This is a genomic window from Nocardia sp. JW2 (genome assembly GCF_051843015.1).
GTDB classification, from domain to species: domain Bacteria; phylum Actinomycetota; class Actinomycetes; order Mycobacteriales; family Mycobacteriaceae; genus Nocardia; species Nocardia coubleae.
Genome location: NZ_JBPXLK010000007.1, coordinates 252,439 through 268,758, shown reverse-complemented (window position 1 = coordinate 268,758; position 16,320 = coordinate 252,439). Strand labels below are relative to the sequence as shown.

Below are 16,320 nucleotides of genomic sequence, written 5' to 3'. Positions count from 1 at the left end.
GCCGCCTCTTCCCTCCCTACGGGCACTCCTTCGTCGCACCCTTCGGTCAGTCCAGAGGCGGCGACGCGCCGAGACCGATCGTGGTTTCCTCTTCGCGGGGAAGACTAGCTGGCGCCGCGAGTCTCGGTACGCAACGCCGAGACCGGTCTTGTGTTTCCTCTTCGCGGGAAGAGTATCGGCTCAGTGGGGGTCTTGCTGTTCGGTGTCCTTGTTTTCCGGGGCGGCGTCGTGGATGAGGCGGGCCAGTTCGTCCGGGCCTGCCAGGTCGGTGGGGGCGATGGTGCGGCCGGAGCGTACGTAATGGAAAGCGGCGCCGACTCGTTGGAGGATCGCGTCCTCGGATTCGCCGGTGCGGGCGGCCATCAGGCGGGCCCAGGCCAGGCGGTAGACGGCGAGCTGCATGGCGACGGCGGGTTCGTCGGCGGGGCCGGGTTCGGCGCCGGTCTTCCAGTCGACGACGATCCAGCGGTCGCCGGGTTCGGCGAAGACGGCGTCCATCCGGCCGCGGATGACGGTGCCCGCGATGCTGGTTTCGAACGGCACCTCCACGTCGATGGGGTTGCGGTGCGCCCAGGGTGAGCGACGGAAGGCGGCCTGCATGGTGGCGAGTTCCTGATCGGCGCGGCCTGCCGTGTCGGCGGCGCCGGGCAGTTCGTCGAGGCCGAGCAGCTGATCGGTGCTGTACCAGGACTGCACCCAGGCGTGGAAGGCGGTGCCGCGGCGGGCCATCGGGTTCGGCGGGTAGGGCAGGGGGCGGCGTAGGCGGGCGGCCAGGCGGGTGGGGTCGGCGCGCAGTTCGACCAGTGCGGTGGCGGGGAGCTGGCCGGGCAGTTCCACCTGCTGTTCGGCGAGTTCGGCGGCGGTGAACTCGGCGAGCAGGGCGTCGACGTCGTTGGCCCAGCCTTCGGGATCGTCGTCCTCGGGCGCGGATTCGGCCGGCGTGCCGCGTAACTGGTCGAGGGCTGCGCGGACGAGGGTGGCGCCCTGTTCGATGGGGTCGCGGCGGTCACCGAGGGGGTCGCGGGGCCACTGGGCGGTCGGCGGGTTGTCGGCGAAGGGGTTGACGGCGTCGGCCGGTGGTTTGTCGTCCCAGCGGGCGACGGTCGCGACGCCGTAGGCGGGGCTGTCGGGGTCGTCGTTGGCCTCTTTGAGTTCGAGCAGGAACTCCGACGGCCCCTTCTGCGAAGTGCCGGTTTCGGGCCAGTAGTAGGCCGAAACCAGCAGGACCCGTTCGGTTCTGGTGAGGGCGACGTAGAACAGGCGGCGCTCTTCGTCGAGGCGGCGGCTCTTGAGCGCGTCGCGGTGTTCGGTGATGGCCTGTTCGAGTTCGGCGCGGTCACCGACGCCGCTCAGGTCGAGGACCGGGACGCCTTCGGCGGCGTCGGGCTGGGCGCGGTCGCCGCGCAGGGTGGTGGGGAGTTCGGTGAGGGCGCCGAGCCAGGTGCTCAGGGCGGTGGTGGAGGGGAACACCGAGGCGCTCACGTGCGGCACCGCGACGACTTCCCATTCGAGCCCCTTGGCGGCGTGCACCGTGAGCACCTGAACCCGATCGCGGGCGACCTCCACTTCGCCCGGCTCCAAACCGTTCTCGACGGATTCGGCGGCCGTGAAGAAGGCGAGCAGCCCGCTGAGCGAGGCGCGCGAGTCGGCGGCATAACCCGCGACCACCTCGGCGAAGGCATCCAGGTGTTCGCGGCCCGCGCCGCCGCCCGCGATCGCGCGGCGGGTCTGGGTCTCCACACCGACGCCGATCGTCCGCTCGACGTCGGCGACCAGTTCGACCAGTGGCTGCCCGCTGCGTTCACGCAGGGCCGCCAGTTCCTCACCGAGGGCGAGGATGCGCGCGTAACCCGCCTCCGAATAGTTCTCCGCCGGACCGGGATCGGCGATGGCGTCGGCCAGGCCCGCGCGTTCGGTGGGTTCCGGGGCCACCTCACGCAGGGCGGACGCCAGGCCGGTCGCGTCGGTGATCGCGGTGGAGGCATCGCCGGACAGGCTCCCGATCGACAGCATCCGAGCCCGCTTGGCCAGCGCGGCCAGGTCGGCGACACCGATGCGCCAGCGCGCGCCGGTGAGGATGCGCACCGCCGCGCTTCCGGTGCCCGGTTCGGCGATCAGCCGCAGGGTGGCGACGATGTCGGCCACCTCGGGGGTCGCCAAAAGTCCACCGAGTCCGACGATTTCGACAGGAAGGCCCTGTTCGCGCAGAGCTTCGGCCAGCGGCGCGGCGTCCGCGTTGCGCCGGATGAGTACCGCCGAGGTAGGCGGCGGTCTGTCCTCTTCCCGCGCCTGGATCCACTCGCGGGCGATCCGCTCGGCAATCCAATCCCGTTCCTGGGCAACAGTTTCCGTGAGCGCGAGTTCGACAGTGCCCGCATGGGCGTCGGGCTTGGCACGCAGGGCGTCCACGGTCGCACCCCCGGCCGCGCGCGCTCGCGACCGCAACGGGTCGGCCACGAGGTTGGCCAACGCCAGCGCTTCGGGCGGATTCCGCCAACTGGTGAGCAACGGCAGAATCGGCGCCGGAAGCCCGTCGCCGACAGGGAAATCCGTCGCGAACCGGGGCAGGTTCGCCGCCGAGGCACCACGCCATCCGTAGATCGACTGCATCGGATCACCCACCGCCGTCACGGCGAGCGCACCGGAACCTGCTTCCCCGGCTCTACTTCCGTCCCCGGACGCACCAGGGCTGCCCCCACCGGGCAAGCCGGAGCTCGGCGAATCACCACGCCGACCATCATCGACGCCGTCGCGCGCACCACCGCGGCGGCCGGGGCTGCCGGCCCGACGCACATCGGACGCGATTTCACCGGGGGCCGGGTCGTCGGACCACAGCGTGGCGTGGTCGGACGTGGCCGACGCGCGCACCCGCACCGGCTCGCTACGCCGATTCTGTTGTACCGCCCTGGCATTGCCGAACAAGGCCGACAGCAGGACTCGCTGGGCATGTCCGGTGTCCTGGTACTCGTCGAGCAGCACCAGTTTGAAGCGGGCGCGTTCGGCGGCGGCGACCTCGGGGTGGTCGACGGCCAGGCGGGCAGCCAGCGACATCTGGGAGCCGAAGTCGAGGGCGCCGCGGCGTTCGAGTGCCTCGGCGAGCTGATTGACCAGCGGAAGCAGGGCGACGCGTTCACGCTGGGCGTTGACCACGTCCTGGAGCTTCTGGCTCGGGCCGCCGCGCTGACGCGGTCCGGCGGGCAGCGTATAGACGAGTTTTTCCAGTTCGGCGTGCGCTTCGGCGAGTTCCTCCGCCTCCACCAAGTGTTCGGCGAGCTGCCCGGACAGCGCGAGCACGGCCTCGGTGACCGAGACGGGGGTGCGGTCGGTGTCGAGGTCGCCGTCCCAGGAGCGGACCACCTCGTGCGCGAGCTGCCACAGCTGCGTCTGGGTGAGCAGCGCGGCCGAGGGTTCCACCGGCAGCAGCAGACCGTGTGCGGTGAGCAGCCTGCCCGCGTAGGAGTGGTAGGTGCTGATCTCCGGTTCGGCGCCCGCGATGACGGTGCGCAGCGCGCCGCTGGGATCGATCTCGCGGACCAGCGGTGCACCGGCCAGCCGGGCCAGGCGGGTGCGGATGCGAGAGGTCAACTGCTGTGCCGCTTTTCGGGTGAACGTGAGGCCGAGCACCTCGTCGGGGGCGACGAGCTGGTTGGCGACCATCCACACCACGCGCGCGGCCATCGTCTCGGTCTTGCCCGCGCCCGCGCCCGCGACCACCAGCGTGGGACCGGGCGGCGCCGCGATGACGGCCGCCTGTTCGTCGGTCGGTGGCGGCAGACCGAGCGCGTCGGCCAGCCGCTGCGGGGTGACGCACACGCCGCTCACTCGTCGGTCACCTGCCGTCCGGTGTCACGCACGGGACAGCTGCCGCCGACCGGGCAGTGCCTGCACCCGTCGTTGCGCACCGCGAGGTAGCCGGGGCCGCGGGTGGCCGCGGCGGCGTCGTGAATGGTGGTTCGCCACTGCTCGAGTCCCTCGGCGTCGAGGGGGTCCTGGGCGCGTTCGGTCGCCCCGGTCTTGTTGTGGGGTTTGGCGACGTAGACCAGGCGCGCACCGCCCGGCTCCCCCGGTTCGGCGTCCTCCTCGTCGAGCGCGCCGTGGGCGGCGGCGACCTGGTAGGTGGCCAGCTGGGCGTGGTCGGCGACGGTCTTCGCGCTGATCGGTGTCTTGCCCGTCTTCACGTCGACGATCACGAACCGGCCCTGCGCGTCGCGTTCGAGCCGGTCGACCCGGCCCCGGATACGCACGGGCCGTTCCCCTTCCGCGCGCGGCGGCAGCACGCAGTCCACCGGCACCTCGACCCCGGCCTGCGTGAGTTCGCCACGGGTGGTGCGCACCCAGGCGAGGAAGGTCTCGAGCATGGCCTCGGTGCGGCGCAGTTCCTGGCGGGAGTGCCAGCCGGTGGCCGGGTCGATCGCCTTCCACGCCTGGTCGAGGGCGGCGCGCACCTGGTGTTCCGGCACGTTGCCCGCCAGTGCCTGCACCAGGGTGTGTACGAGGTTGCCCTTCACGGCGTGCGGGTTGTCGCCGTCGGTGCCGCCGTGGCGTTCCAGCGCCCAGCGCAGCGGACAGGTGCGCAGCAGTTCGACCGTCGACGGGGACAGGCCGATGGGTGAATCGTCGTCGTCCCACAGTTCGCGTTCGCTGCTCAGTGCCGCGGTGCCGTACCAGTCGTCGGGGTCGGTACCCGGCACACCCGCATCGGCGAGGCGCGCCAGCTGCCGGGCCGCGCGGTCGCGGCGCCGCGGGTCGGCGCCGGGATCGCAGACCACACCGCGCAATTCGGCGACCAGCGCGTGCATCACCAGCGCGCGGCCGGGATCGGCGACGGGCAGGGCGCCCGGCTCGCCGGTGTCGTCGTCGCCGAGCAGTTCGGTGAGAAACCGCGACGGCACCAGATCCTGGTCTCCCGCAACGGATTCGACGGCGGTCACCAGCAGCGAGCGCCGAGCCCGGCTGCACGCGACGAGCAGCAGTCGGCGTTCTTCGGCGAGGATCGGGGCCGCCCGGTTCGTCTTCGCCGCCGGGTCGACACCGGCCACCAGGTCGACCAGGTCCTCGGTGTGCAGCAGCGTGCCGCGCGCTCGCGGGTTGGGCCAGATGCCCTCCTGCACGGCGGCGACCGCGACCACGTCCCACTCCCGGCCCGCCGCCGCGTGCGCGCTGAGCAACGTGACGGCCTCTGTTTCGGCGGTCAACGGCCTGCCCTGCTGCGGAATCTGCTGGTGCAGCAGATATTCCACGAAACCCTCGATGCCCGCCTTCGGTAGCCGGTCGACATAGGCCGCTGCGGCGTCGAACAATTCGACGGCGGCGTCGAGGTCGCGGTCGGCCTGCATACCGGCCGCGCCGCCGCGCCGGGACTGCCGGAACCAGCGGCGTTCCAGTCGCGAACTGGTCCACAGGGTCCACAGCACGTCCTCGAGGCCCTTGTCGTGCGCTTGGGCCTGCCTGGCCTTGTCGACGGCGCGCAGTACCCGGTGCAGCGGGGCCGCCTCCACCTCGGTGAGACCGTCGAGCAGGCGGGGCTCGCCGATACCGACGATGAGGTCGCGCAGTACCTCGGCCGAGGACTGGTCGATCAGCGGTACCTCGGCCGGTTCCGGGCGCGTCGGCGTGGCGACGACGTCCAGTGCGGGCGGCATGGTTTCGGCATCGAGGACGTCGATGTCGTCCGGAAGCCGTTCGGCGACATCCCAGTCCGGTTCCGGCTCCGGGCGCAACGGGTCGTCGGGGTCCGGCGGCGGGGGCAGCCACTCGTCGTCGACCGGATCCGGTTCGGGCTCCGGCCATTCCGGTGGTGGCGGCGGTTCGTCCCACAGCAGGAACTGGTCGGCCGCTTCGGGCGGCGTGCCCGCCAAGGCGCCGGTGCGTTCGAGGTCGAGCACGGTGCGGCGGATGCCACGGCGCAACCTGCGCAGCGCGATCTGATCGGCCCCACCGAGCGGTCCCGACAGCAGATCCATGGCGTCTTCGGGCGAGAACACCGAGTCGACGGCCCGTCGCGAACCCGGCCGCGATCGATCACCGGCCAGCAGCACGCGCAGCGCGAGCACCATCCACGCCGCGCCCCGCCTACGCGCCAGTGGTTCGGCCACGGCGGGCCTGCGCACCGGCACCCCGGCGGCCAGCAGCGCCCGCCGCAACGGGGCAAGCGACAACGGCACCGATCGCACGATCACCGCCATGTCGGACCACGGCACACCGTCGGTGAGATGCGCGCGCCGCAGATGGTCCGCGATCAGCGCGGCTTCCTTGGCGGGCGTCGACAACACCCGAACCCGCACGCTGGTCTCGTCGTCCGGCGGCGGCCCGGCTGTCGACTCATCGGATCTGCCCTGGCCCCGCCGCTCGGCAGCCGGATCGGGCCCGGGGCCATCGGGCTCGCCACCGCGCGAGTCCACCTCGGCTTCTGGCTCGTTCAGGTCAGCGCGCGACTCCTGCCCCGGCAGCACCCGATGCCGCGCGCTGCCCGGCAGCCGGGCGGCGATGCGGGCGGTGGCCAGGCGGATCGGTGCACCGCTGCGGTGATTGTGGCGCAGGATGATTCGGCGTCGGGGAACCGTGTCGAGGTCGACGAGGAACCGCGAGTCGGCGCCACGGAAGGTGAAAACGGCCTGGTCGGGGTCGCCGGTGACAACAGTGCTCGCGCTACCGCTGCCGATCGCGCGCACCAGGGTCGCGGCTTGCGGATCCAGGTGCTGGGCGTCGTCGACGAGCAGGTACCGGATCCGATCACGTTCGGCGGCAAGGAGATTGCGGTCGCCCGCGAGCGCGTCGAGGGCGGCACCGACCAGTTCGGCGGCGTCGAGGGCGGGCGCGGTGGCTTCCGGCGCGGCCACACCGACCGACCAGCGCAGCATCGACGCCTCTTCATAGCGCTGCAGGAACCGACCGGCGGCCACCCACGCGTCGTTGTCGTGTTCACGGCCCAGCTTCATCAGGTCCTCGGGGCCGATCCCGCGTTCGGTGGCGCGCAACATCAGGTCGCGCAGTTGTTCGGCGAACCCGCCGAGGGTCAGCGCGGGCTGCAGGCGCGGCGGCCACAGACCAGACGCACCGTCTTCGATGTCTTCGAGGTCGCCGCGCAACATCTCGCGCAGGACCGCGTCCTGTTCGGCACCGGTGAGCAGACGCGGCGGCGGGTTGCCGTGCCGTTCGGCGTGACGGCGCAGCACCGAGAAGGCGTAGGAGTGCAGGGTGCGAACCATGGGTTCGCGGCTGGCACCGGGGATGCCGGTCTGCGGGCCGAGCCGGTGGGTGATGGCGTCGCGCAGGGCCGCGGCGGCGTGTTTGGTATGGGTGAGGACGAGGACCGAGGACGGGTCGGCGCCGTCGGTGATGCGGGCCGCGACGAGGTCGACCAGCAGCGAGGTCTTGCCCGTGCCGGGGCCACCGAGCACCTGCCAGGGCAGCCAGCCGGGGCGCGGCGGGGCGGGTTGGGCTTGTTCGGCGAACAGCGCGCGCACAGGCGCGCCCCAGGCCCGCGGCCGGGGCGCTCGCGTCGTCCGGCGCACGAGTCGCACCGAGCTATCCGATCGCACCACATCGGCTATTGCAACAGACCCCACCGACACGCCCGCCCACCCCCATCGGGGGACACGCTGCGCGATAGTGCGCGACCGGCCACAATGGCTGTCGTGTCGTCGCTTCATGTACAACGTTTCGGCCCCACCGACGGTCCCGTCGTCCTCGCCCTGCACGGCCTCACCGGCCACGGCAACCGGTGGGAAACCCTCGCCACCCGGCATCTGCCGCAGGCCCGGGTGATCGCGCCCGACCTGCGCGGACACGGTCGTTCCACCTCCCTGCCGCCGTGGGACATCGATACCCTCGCCGCCGATGTGGCCGCACTCGTGCGGGCGGAGACCGACGGTCCGGTCGTCGTGGTCGGGCATTCGTTCGGTGGCGCGGTCGGCATCTATCTGGCGCGCGCGCATCGCGAACTCGTGCGCTCGCTGGTGCTGCTGGATCCGGCCATCGGGATCGACCCGAAGCTGATGGAACAGGTGGCCGCCGCCGATCTGGCCTCACCCGATTACACCGATGTCGACGAGGCGCGCTCGGACAAACAGGTGAGCGCGTGGGGCCCCGACGAGGTCGACCCGGCCGAACTCGAGCGCGAGCTCGCCGAGCACCTGGTGCCCGCCGAGGGCGGCCGGGTGCGGTGGCGCACCTTCCAGCCGGCGATCACCTCGTACTGGGGACAGCTGGCCCGTCCGTTCGTGCTGCCGCCCGCCGATGTGCCGACGGTGCTGGTCCAGGCCGCCAAGGTGCAGCCGCCGTACGTCACCGCCGAATTCCGTGGTGCGCTGGCCGCCGAGCTCGCCGATTTCACCGCTCACGACTGGGATTGCGACCACATGGTCCCGCAGGCCCGTCCCGCCGAGACGGCCGCGCTCATCGCGTCGGTGCTGTAGACCGTGCCCGCGACGACCGACGACCAGGTGGAGCGGGTGCGCGCCCTCGTCGCCGCCATCCCACCCGGTCGCGTCGCCACCTACGGCGACCTCGCCGCCGCCGTCGGCCTGTCCTCGCCGCGCACGGTCGGCTGGATCATGCGCACCGACTCCTCCGACCTCCCCTGGCACCGCGTGGTCCCCGCCTCCGGCCGCCCCTCCCCCCACCTCGCCGCCCGCCAGCTCCGCCTCCTCGCCGAGGAAGGAGTCTCCATCACCGACGGCCGCATCGACCTGCGCACCGCCCGCCTCTGACGATCGGGTCGGGGCCGGCGCGGATAGCATGGCCGACATGTCGACTACTTCGCTGGTCTCATGACCGATGCCGATGCGATCGTGCTGGCGGGCGGGCGGGCCAGCCGGATGGGTGGGGTCGACAAGCCCGGGATCGTGATCGGTGGGCGGTCGATGCTCGAGGCGGCGCTCGGGGCGGTGAGCGACTGCGGCGAGGTGGTTGTCGTCGGTCCGCCGCGACCCGAACTCGACGCGCGGATCAAGCAGGTGCGTGAGGTGCCGCCGGGGTCGGGGCCGGTGTCCGCCATCGGCACCGGGCTGGCCGCGCTCGGGCCCGAGTCGGCACCGTGGATCGTTGTGCTCGCGGCCGACATGCCGTTCCTCACACGCGACACCGTGCGCGAATTATTGCTCCGCGCAGCCGAATCCACCGCCGAAGCGGTGTTCGCCATCGATGCGTCGGGGCGGCCGCAGTACCTGGTCGGCGTGTGGCGGCGCACCGCGCTCACGGCGGCGCTGGCAGGCCTGGACGCCCTGGTGAACCAGCCGATGAAGGCGATCATCCCCACCGAGACGGCTCTGGTCGAACTGCCGGGCACCACCGACTGCGATACCGAGGAGGAGGTGCGCCGGGCACGCGAGTCCGTCGACAACGACGCCCGCCTCGACCTCACCGAAGCCAGGAATCGCATCGCCGGCGCACTCACCCCGTTGATCGCCTACGACGCCGCTTTCGCCGACGTACCCGGCGCCGCACTGGCCGAACCGGTGGTCGCGGCGGGCGCACTGCCGCGCTTCGACGTCTCGGCCATGGACGGCTACGCCGTGTGCGGTGACGGCCCGTGGCGACTGCGCCGCGATGTCGGATTCGCCGGTGGCGCAAGGCCGCTCGGGCTGTTGCCCGGCGAGGCGGTGCGGATCGCGACCGGTGCGCACGTGCCCGACGGAACCACCTCCGTGCTGCGCGACGAATTCGCCGTCGTCACCGGCGACGATCTGGCACGGCGGCCCGGCACCCCGATCCGGAGCGATGTGCGGCGCAGCGGCGAGGACCTGCGGGTCGGTGATCGCGTCGCCCCGGCGGGCACCCGGGTGACGGCGGCGCTGCGCTCGGCCGCCGCCTCGGTGGAGGTGACAACGGGTTCGGTCCGTGGGCCCGTCCGAGCTCGAATAGTGATGACCGGTGACGAGATCCGCAGCACCGGCCCGCTGCAGATCGGCCAGACTCGCGACTCGATCGGCCCCGTCCTGCCGGACCTGCTCACCGGCTGCGGTGTACGCGTGGTCGACCGGGTGCACCTGCGCGACACCGCGCACAGTTTCGACGAAATGCTCACCGCCACAACCGGTCTCGATCTACTGGTCGTGGTCGGCGCCACCGGCGGCGGCGCCGCCGACCAGTTGCGCACCGCGCTGGCGCGCACCGGCGCCCGCATCGTCGTCCCGAGACTCGCACTGCGCCCGGGTGGTTCGACCGTCGTAGCCGAATTGCCCGACGGCCCAACGGTTCTCGGCCTGCCCGGTAATCCCTTCGCCGCCATCGCCGTACTACTCGCCCTCACCCCGGCGATCGTCGCGGCCCGCACCGCCTCGGCGCCGCCGCGCACCGTTGTCGGCCCGCTGCACAATGCCGCCGAAATCGCCGCCCCCGTCACCCGCATCACGCCCGCGCGCTACGCCCCCGGCGGCGGCTGGATCGGTGACCCGAATATCCGCACCGCCCACCTGGCCGGTCTCGTCGACCGCGACGGATTGGTCGTGGTCGCACCATCGGCCGAAGACGGCGACCTCGTGGAATTCCTCCCGCTCCCGAGTTGAAACAATGTCGCCGGAATTACCGTCGGTGACTGCCGAAAATGCCGGGACACGCCGAATATCCGCTGGTAGGAATGCTATTTATCGTTCAACTCTACCGCCGCGACGACTCGATGCCTATCGTTGAGCAAGTCAGGCGTACCCCGCCTCGAAAAAGGCGGAATTACGCCGGACATCCGAATTAGGCGAAGTATTCATCCCTCGGAAAGGACCGTGTGGAGATGGCTGAGAAGTCGAAGAAAACGCCGAAAAAGATGCCCAAGCAGATGCCCCGCCAGCAGCAGGAGCAGCGGCAGGAGCAGGACTCGCAGCGGATGACGCGAGCAGGCCAGGATGATCGGCGCGAGCCGCGCCGCCCAGGCAGCCACTGATCCACGCGTGTCGACGAGCCGCCGGTACCGGTACCGGCGGCTCGTCCACGTCAGGCCCCGATCGGCAGGGCCGCGTCACGTCCCCTGCGAGCCGTCGACGGATCGGGCGCGGGGACCGCGTCGAGCAGGCGACGGGTGTATTCCTGCGCTGGTGCCGCGAACACCGCGCGTGCCGCACCGGTTTCCACGATCCGGCCCTGTCGCAGCACCAGGACGCGGTCGGCGACCTGATGCACCACGGCCAGGTCGTGACTGATGAACAGGCTCGCGAACCCGTATTCGGCGCGTAGATCGGCGAACAGGTCGAGCACCTGCGCCTGCACCGAGACATCGAGCGCACTGGTCGGTTCGTCGGCCACCAGCAGCCGGGGCGCCAGTGCCAGCGCCCGCGCCAACGCCACCCGCTGACGCTGCCCACCGGACAACTCCGCCGGCCTGCGCTCGGCGTAGTCCCTCGGCAACCGGACCGACTCGAGCAGATCGCCCACTTTCGAGTACAGCAGCGCCCCCGAGGCGACTCGATGCACCTGGAGCGGTTCACCGATCGCGTCGGCGATGCTGCGTCGCGGGTCGAGCGAGGCGCTCACATCCTGATGCACGAGCGCCACGTGCCTGCGCAACCCGCGCAGCTCCCGCCGGGGCAACCCGGTCAGCGACACACCCTGTAGCTGCACGGTCCCCGAGGTCGCGGGCACCAGCCCGAGCGCGGTCCGCCCGAGTGTGCTCTTGCCCGAACCGGACTCCCCGACGATGCCGAGTACCTCGCGCGGACTCAGCGTCAACGAGATGTCGTGCAGCGCGGGGAACGCGGCACCACCGTGCCGACCGGGATAGACCACGGACAACTCGTCGATCCGCAACACCTCGCGGTACTCCGGTGCCGGTACGCCCCCGCCCTTCTCGGCGACGACGGCCGGTTTCCGTTCCACCACCCTCCGCAGCGCCCGCTCGAGACCCCGAGTCGCGCGACCCGCCGCACCATCGGACTCCGCGGGAAGGGCTGGAGCGGTACCGTCCCCAGTGCCCACCAGGTCGGCCGCCTCGGCACCGGTATCGAACCGCACCGGGTCGGGCCTTTCGGTGCTCGAAGCGTTCGGGACGACGTCGGCCTCGTTCGCACCGCGCGTCGGGATCACCGTCTCGACTGGCTGGACCTCGGGCACGCCGTCGGGGTCGCCGACCTCGGGCGCCACCGCTGCCCCACCGCGCGCCGAACGTGCCGGCAAGCGCGGGACCGACGCGAGCAGCGTGCGGGTGTACTCGGCCTGCGGTGCGGCGAACAGGTCGAAGACCGGCTGCTGTTCGACCACCTGACCCGCGCGCAGCACCACCACGCGATCGGCGATCTCGGCGACCACGCCGAGGTTGTGGGTGATGAACAGCACCGAGGTGCCCCGATCACGTCGCAGCGTGTGCAGCAGGTCGAGGATTTCGGCCTGCACGGTGACGTCGAGCGCGGTGGTCGGTTCGTCGGCGATGAGCAGGTCGGGCTCACCCGACAGCGCGAGCGCGATGACCACCCGCTGCTTCTGCCCGCCGGAGAGCTGATGCGGGTACCAGTCGAGGCGTTCGGCGGGTTCGGGGATGTCGACGGCGGTGAGCAGTTCGATCGCGCGGGCACGGGCCGCGGCCTTGTCGGTGACGCCGTGCGCGCGCAGGGCCCGCACGAGCTGGGTGCCGATCTTCTGCACCGGATTGAGCGCGGTCTGGGGCTCCTGGAACACCATGGCGGCCCGCGTACCGCGCAGGCCGCGCAAGGTCGCTTCGTCGGCGCCGACGATCTCGGTCGAGGCGAGGGTGACCGACCCGCGCGCCCGCGCTGTCTCCGGCAGCAGTCCGAGCGCGGCCCGCGCGGTGAGCGACTTCCCCGACCCGGATTCGCCGACCAGCGCGACGACCTCCCCGCGCCGCACCTGCAAGCTCACCCCGTGCACCACGGTCTTGTCCCCGAAGGCGACGACCAGCTCGGTGATGTCGAGCACGACATCTTCGGGCTCGCGCTCTTGCGTACTCATCCCGATCTCCTCGCGTTGCCCAGTGCTTGGGCGATCAACAGAAATCCGAGCGTCAGCCCGGCGACGACGACCAGCGGCCCGACCGCCATCCACGGATTGGCGTCGAGGTTGCCGATGGATTCACCGATCAGCGAGCCGAGCGAGGGATTCGGGGGCTGGACCCCGATCCCGATGAAGCTCATCGCGCCCTCGAGGAACACCGCGACCGACAGCGACAGCGCGAACTGCACGACGAGCGGTTCGATCGCGTTGGGCAGCACGTGTTTGCGCAGCGTCCACCAGGTGCCCGCGCCGATCACCTCGGATGCCTCGACGAAGGGTTGTTCGCGCACCGCGAGCACGGCGGTGCGGATCTGACGACCGAAGATCGGGATCTCCGCGGCCACGATGACGATCACCACCGCGTGCCAGCCCGGCCCGGTGATCGCGGCGAGGGCGATCGCGAAGATCAGCGACGGGAAGGCCAGCACCAGGTCGAACAGGCGCTGCACGGTGACATCGGCGAACGGGTGCACGGTGGCGGCGAGCCCGATCAGCGAACCGATCACCGCGGCGAGCGGCACCGCGAGTGCCACGATGAGCAGGTCGACGCGGATTCCGGCCAGCACGCGCGCGGCGACGTCGCGGTTGAGGTGGTCGGTGCCGAGCCAGTGCTGTGCGCTCGGGCCGAGCAGGTTGGCGGACGGTATCTGCGCGAGCGGGTCGAAGGAGCTCAGTACTCCGGCGAACACACCGGCGAGCGCGATCACGCCGACCAGGAGGACACCGGCCAGTCCCTGTCCACTGCGCAACGCGGCCGCTCGCCGCGCGCGTGTTTCCGCGATCGCGACAGTCACGATCGTCCCCCGATCCGGACTCGCGGGTCCAGCCACGCATGGGCGAGATCGGTGAGCAACTGGATCACCACGAACACCGCGACGGCGAGCAGCAACAGCACCTGCACCACCGGATAGTCGCGGCGGCTGATGCCCTGCTCGATGAGCTGACCGATCCCCGGCCACACGAACGCCGCCTCCACCAGCACCGCCCCGCCGAGTAGCTGACCGGTCTGCAGGCCGAGCACGGTGAGCGAGGTCGGCAGTGCGTTGCGCAGCGCCCCGCGCGTGACGATCTCGCGGTGGTCGACACCGAGCGAACGTGCCGTGAGCACATACGGTTTGGTGAGCTCGGTCCGCAGGGACTCGGTGAGGAACCGGGTCAGCGCCGCCGCCACCGGCAGTGCGAGGCAGATCGCGGGCAGCAGCAGATACTGCACCGCGATATCCGGCCGGGCGATGAATCCGTCCGGCGGCACCCCGCCCGAGGGCAGGATCGGGATCGCGACGGCGAACACCAGCACCAGCAGTGGTCCCACCACGAAGGTCGGCAACGCGACGGCGATCGTATTCGCCGCCGCCACCACGGTATTCAGCCAGCGACTCGGCCACAGCACCGAGGCCAGCGACACCGCAAGGCTCACCACCACGGCGAGCACCAGCGCGGTCACCGTGAGCACGAGGGTATTGGTGAGCCCACGACCGACAAGATCGCTGATCTGCCCACCGATGAGGTAGGACCGGCCGAGGTCCAGGGTGACCAGATCGCCCAGCCAGCTCAGGTATTGCACGGGAATCGACCGGTCGAGACCGAGCTGCTGCCGAATGGCCGCGACGGACTCGGGTGTCGCGTCGTTGCCCGCCAGGATGGTGGCCGGGTCGCCCGGCACCAGGCGCAGCAGCAGGAAGATCAGCACCGACGCTCCGAACAGAACGAGCAGCGCCGAGGGGAGGCGGTGCAGCAGGTAGCGCGTCATGACAGGAACGTGTCGGTGAGTACGGGTTCGCGGCGCTTGGTCCAAGCGAATCCGTGCACCGTGTTGCTGGTGGAGTACTGCTGGAAACGCACGCCGATTTCGATCAGGAACAGCCCTTCCAGCAGCTGATCCGTCACGGCCCGGTAGGCGCGCACCGCGTCGGGCCCGGTGCCCTGCGGCAGTTGCCATGCGGCATCGGCGGCCGCGGTGTAGGCAGGCGACTCGTAGCGAGAGGCATTGCGGCGGGCGTTGAACGGGTACGCACTCACGGTGAGCGTCGACGGCACGAACTGTGCCCACGAGTGGTCGGTCACCCACAGCCCGCGGAACTGCTGGCCGGTGAGCTGCTTCACGAAGGCGGCGTTGTCGATCGGGTCGAGATCGACCTCGATGCCCACCTCGGCCAGGTTGGCCTGCACGATCTGGGCGGTCGCCTCGAATCCGGGCGCGAAGGTCAACGGCAGGCGCGGTGGCTTGGTCACCTGGGCCAGCAGTGCCTTGGCCTTGCCGATATCCCGGCCGTACCTGGTGTTGAGGGACTCGTCGAACGCGGGAGAATTCTTCGGCCACGGCACATTCAGGGGATAGCCCGCGCCGCGATAGACCTCGGTGACGATCCGTTCGCGGTCCAGCGCGTAGGCGATGGCTTGGCGCACCCGCACATCCGCCAGCGCGGGCTCGGAGACATTGACCCCCACATAGGTCTGCAGTTCGGCGCCCTCGAGATTGTGCACGGTGAATCCGCCACTCTTGGACAGTGTTTCGGCGTCGCGGAAGCTGAGTTCACGCGCAGCGGCGACCTGACCGGTCTTGAGTGCGTTCAGCAGAGCCTGCGGATCGGGGACGATCGAGACCTCCACCCGGTCGAGGTAGGGACGATCCGGGATCCAGTACCCGCTGTTCTTGGCGAAGATCAGCTGCGAATTCGGAATTCGCTGTACGAAGGTGAACGGTCCGGTGCCGATATAGGTTTCACCGGTGCCGAGTTTGTCGGCGGTTTCGCTGTCGAGAATGGGCACCGTATCGAGCAGGTCGAAGATATTGCTCACCGGATGGGCGAAACGCAGGACGATCCGGGTGGGCGAGACGATATCGAATTCGGTCACCGCGGCGGCGGTCGACCGCAATTGCGCCGACCATTTGGGGTCGGCGTAGGTGCGGATCGAGAACTCCACATCCTTGGCCGTGAACACCCGCCCGCTGTGGAATTTCACGTCGTCGCGCAGGTCCAGACTCACCGAGCGGCCGTCGGCGGCGAGCTGCCAGGCCTCGGCCAGCAGCGGCTGTGGTTCGAGTGAATCGTTCGGGTAGCGGATCAGCGATTCGTAGACCAGGCCGACGAGCACCGGGGTGGCGGCGGTATTGGTGAGCAGGTTGGCGGGCACCAGGTCCTCACGGATGCCGACCTTCAAGGTGCCACCGCGCACCGGCGTCGCGTCGTCGCCGCCTGCCTTCTGCTCCGAGACCGCGGAGGTGCACGCCGCGAGGGCCGCCCCACCGAAGATGGCCGCGGCAGCGATACCGCTGGTGCGCAGGAAATTTCGGCGATGGATACCGCCACGCGATGCATTGTTCGTTGACACGACAGCGACGCTAACAATGTGCGAGACACCGGTCACCGATTCCGCGCAGGCTGC

The 16,320-nt window shown here is 70.8% G+C and carries 10 protein-coding genes; 4 read left to right on the top strand and 6 right to left on the bottom strand.

The window, feature by feature from the left end:
• Positions 1-180 precede the first annotated feature (180 nt).
• Together ACSVDM_RS13485 and ACSVDM_RS13480 are read right to left on the bottom strand one after the other, a co-directional pair.
• A complete protein-coding gene (locus tag ACSVDM_RS13485; RefSeq protein WP_439265102.1) occupies positions 181-3,822 on the bottom strand; it encodes a UvrD-helicase domain-containing protein in 3,642 nt (1,213 codons plus the stop codon).
• Positions 3,819-7,514 carry an ATP-dependent helicase gene (locus ACSVDM_RS13480; protein ID WP_439265123.1) on the bottom strand — a complete coding sequence of 1,232 codons (3,696 nt, stop codon included), beginning with the start codon at positions 7,512-7,514 and terminating at the stop codon, positions 3,819-3,821. Before ACSVDM_RS13480 ends, ACSVDM_RS13485 begins: the two co-directional genes overlap by 4 nt.
• Before the next feature lie 114 nt (positions 7,515-7,628).
• Here ACSVDM_RS13480 and ACSVDM_RS13475 point away from each other — a divergent pair, with 114 nt between their 5' ends.
• From ACSVDM_RS13475 to ACSVDM_RS13460, 4 genes are all read left to right on the top strand, one after another.
• Positions 7,629-8,417, top strand: coding sequence for an alpha/beta fold hydrolase (locus tag ACSVDM_RS13475; RefSeq protein WP_439265101.1), 789 nt, complete (start codon positions 7,629-7,631; stop codon positions 8,415-8,417).
• 3 nt (positions 8,418-8,420) lie between these two features.
• Positions 8,421-8,711 (top strand): MGMT family protein, encoded by a 291-nt coding sequence (locus ACSVDM_RS13470; protein ID WP_439265099.1) that lies wholly within the window; start codon positions 8,421-8,423, stop codon positions 8,709-8,711.
• A gap of 60 nt (positions 8,712-8,771) precedes the next feature.
• A complete protein-coding gene (locus tag ACSVDM_RS13465) occupies positions 8,772-10,508 on the top strand; it encodes an NTP transferase domain-containing protein (protein WP_439265097.1) in 1,737 nt (578 codons plus the stop codon).
• A gap of 218 nt (positions 10,509-10,726) precedes the next feature.
• Positions 10,727-10,876, top strand: a complete 150-nt coding sequence (locus ACSVDM_RS13460; protein WP_157104805.1) for a hypothetical protein — start codon at positions 10,727-10,729, stop codon at positions 10,874-10,876.
• Positions 10,877-10,926: 50 nt separating this feature from the next.
• Here ACSVDM_RS13460 and ACSVDM_RS13455 read toward each other — a convergent pair whose 3' ends face one another.
• The 4 genes from ACSVDM_RS13455 to ACSVDM_RS13440 are packed head-to-tail and all read right to left on the bottom strand — an operon-like array spanning position 10,927 to position 16,266.
• Positions 10,927-12,891: a dipeptide ABC transporter ATP-binding protein gene (locus ACSVDM_RS13455; protein WP_439265095.1), complete on the bottom strand. Its 1,965-nt coding sequence runs from the start codon at positions 12,889-12,891 to the stop codon at positions 10,927-10,929.
• Positions 12,888-13,727 (bottom strand): ABC transporter permease, encoded by an 840-nt coding sequence (locus ACSVDM_RS13450; RefSeq protein WP_439265093.1) that lies wholly within the window; start codon positions 13,725-13,727, stop codon positions 12,888-12,890. Before ACSVDM_RS13450 ends, ACSVDM_RS13455 begins: the two co-directional genes overlap by 4 nt.
• On the bottom strand, positions 13,724-14,683 hold the full coding sequence (locus ACSVDM_RS13445; RefSeq protein WP_439265092.1) for an ABC transporter permease: 960 nt from the start codon (positions 14,681-14,683) through the stop codon (positions 13,724-13,726). Before ACSVDM_RS13445 ends, ACSVDM_RS13450 begins: the two co-directional genes overlap by 4 nt.
• Positions 14,680-16,266: an ABC transporter substrate-binding protein gene (locus ACSVDM_RS13440; protein WP_439265090.1), complete on the bottom strand. Its 1,587-nt coding sequence runs from the start codon at positions 16,264-16,266 to the stop codon at positions 14,680-14,682. Before ACSVDM_RS13440 ends, ACSVDM_RS13445 begins: the two co-directional genes overlap by 4 nt.
• Between the last annotated feature and the right edge of the window lie 54 nt (positions 16,267-16,320).

What these genes read in the sequence shown, in the direction of transcription:
- ACSVDM_RS13445 (WP_439265092.1), bottom strand. Translation starts at nt 14,683, where the DNA reads ATGACGCGCTACCTGCTGCACCGCCTCCCCTCGGCGCTGCTCGTTCTG.
- ACSVDM_RS13475 (WP_439265101.1), top strand. Translation starts at nt 7,629, where the DNA reads ATGGCTGTCGTGTCGTCGCTTCATGTACAACGTTTCGGCCCCACCGAC.
- ACSVDM_RS13460 (WP_157104805.1), top strand. Translation starts at nt 10,727, where the DNA reads ATGGCTGAGAAGTCGAAGAAAACGCCGAAAAAGATGCCCAAGCAGATG.
- ACSVDM_RS13465 (WP_439265097.1), top strand. Translation starts at nt 8,772, where the DNA reads ATGACCGATGCCGATGCGATCGTGCTGGCGGGCGGGCGGGCCAGCCGG.
- ACSVDM_RS13455 (WP_439265095.1), bottom strand. Translation starts at nt 12,891, where the DNA reads ATGAGTACGCAAGAGCGCGAGCCCGAAGATGTCGTGCTCGACATCACC.